Annotated in this window: 1 pseudogene; it reads right to left on the bottom strand. The window is 67.7% G+C overall.

Annotated features, from left to right (window positions below):
• Window positions 1-90 precede the first annotated feature (90 nt).
• Window positions 91-1,969, bottom strand: a pseudogene (locus ROTAS13_RS27555) (ATP-binding protein); the annotation flags it as partial.

Below are 1,969 nucleotides of genomic sequence, written 5' to 3'. Positions count from 1 at the left end.
GGTTCGGTGCGAACGGCGCCGGCAATCAGCGCGCATAGGCAGAGTTTTTCGGGGGCGGGCCTGTGTTCAGGATGAACACAGGCCCGCCTCTCACTCGGCAGCCATCAAATGCGGCCCGCTGCCTGATCCCTCGTCCTGAGTGCCCTGCCGCTGGTTCTCGATGTCGCGCAGGATGATTCCGAGCCCGGTGCCGTTGGTCAGTTCGGTGGCAAGTTCATCGAGCACGCCCAACACGGCGCCGTCCTCCTTCTCGCCGCGCTTGAGCCTGTTGTCCTTGCGCTCGGTGATCTCCTTCTCGGCCGAGCCGTAAGGGAACACCTTGGACAACCGCCGGAGTGCTTCGCTGAAGCCGAGACGGGCATAGAGCCGGTTGCGCAAGGCACTGTCGCCTGGTGTGGTGCTCAGCGCCCATAGTTCCACCGGCCCGAGGCTGTTGATGAGCAACTGCTCCCAGCGGTCGGCATCCACGGCGAACTGCGCGACGAAGGGCGCACCGCCCGGTCCAGGGCCGCTCAGGGTGTGGCGCACATTCGCCGCGCTGGCCTCGCCGAGGTCGAAGCGCTTGATGATCTCCTCGGCCTCCCGGGCGTCACCCGCCTTGAGGATGAACCGTCCGGTCGACTGGCTGATGATCGCCTGCCCCATGTCCGTCAGCCGCTGGCTCGCGAAACCCAGCTGGACGTTGTGCTTCGGTCCCTCGCGCATGTCGCGCTCGGCCTGGGCCTGGACCTGGGGGCTGTTCTGGGTGCGGTGCCATTCGTCGAAGTCCAGGCGCTTGATGGTCTCCATCGCCTCCTGAAAGCGCAGGCGATGGAAGGGCCGCATCGGCTCGGGGACATGGGCCAGGTGGTCGACATGGAGAAAGAAATTCCGGCCCAGGATGTGCCGAGCCATCATGTACATCATCTCGGTCTGCCGGTCGGCTGCGGCCGAGCCGGTCGGCGCCACGGCGGCGAGGTCGATGACGATGACCCGCGCCGGCCCGAAGTCGAGCCGGGTCGGCTCGCTGAGCGTCGGGTATTTGCGGATGAAGTCGTAGATGTAGCGCTCGAACAGCTGTCCCAGGTCCTCGTGGGTGGCCGCGATCTTGAGGCCGTTGAAGCTGTCGCGGACCTGGTCGGTCCGTACCGCGCTGATGAGGTCCTGGATGGTCGGCACCGCGTGACGCTGCGCCACCTCGGCCCAGCGGTGCTCGCCCGCCTCGATCAGCGCGTTCACCACGTCGCGCCACCAGGGGTCCTCGTGCTGCAGTCGGATGCGGTGCCGGTGCAGGGCCGCGTCCACCGCCGGCTCGACGCCCTCGTGGTAGCGCTTCGGGGAGCCGCCCTGGACGGCGGTGCAGAGGCGATAGGCTTCCTCGATCACCAGCTGGATCAGGTGACCCATGCCCTCGAACGGCTTGGTCTCGTTCGGGGGCAGGGTGGCCAGCTCGAGGAAGTTCTGCAGGAAGGCGCGTTCCAGCGGCAGCGGATACTCGCAGCCCATCTGCAGGTCGAAGACGTTGAATTCGAAGCCCGGCGCGAACTGCATGGTCACGAAGATCGCCTGATGCCGCCGGTCAGGCCCGAGCGCCTCCTGCAGCAGCCGGACGAAGCCCTCGGCCGAGTTGCCGATGTCCGCCTTGCCGATCAGCGGCAGCTTGGCGCCGTTGGTGCCCAGCACCGCCGTGCTGAGGCACAGGCCGAGGTTGATGGTGTTGGCCAGCACCGACTTTCCGGAGCGGGGAGGGGCCACGAAGATGTCGAGCACCTGCGGCCGGATGGCTCCCCCGGTCGGGTCGTAGGGGGCCATGGCGCCATCGGGCTTGCGGAACAGGACGGCGCCGCGCTGCCACGGCACCGCGGTCCGCGCCCAGGGCAGCATGGCGAAGACATCGCCCAGCAGCGCCGCATGCGGCACGCCGGTCGAGGCCAGCGCCAGGCCGGGCTGTCTCTTGATCACATCTACGCACAGCTCCACCGTAAGGCGA

It is taken from the genome of Roseomonas sp. TAS13 (assembly GCF_001950415.1).
GTDB lineage: Bacteria > Pseudomonadota > Alphaproteobacteria > Acetobacterales > Acetobacteraceae > Roseomonas > Roseomonas mucosa.
The sequence above is the reverse complement of the archived record's forward strand: the minus strand, read 5'-3'. Positions and strand labels throughout refer to the sequence as shown.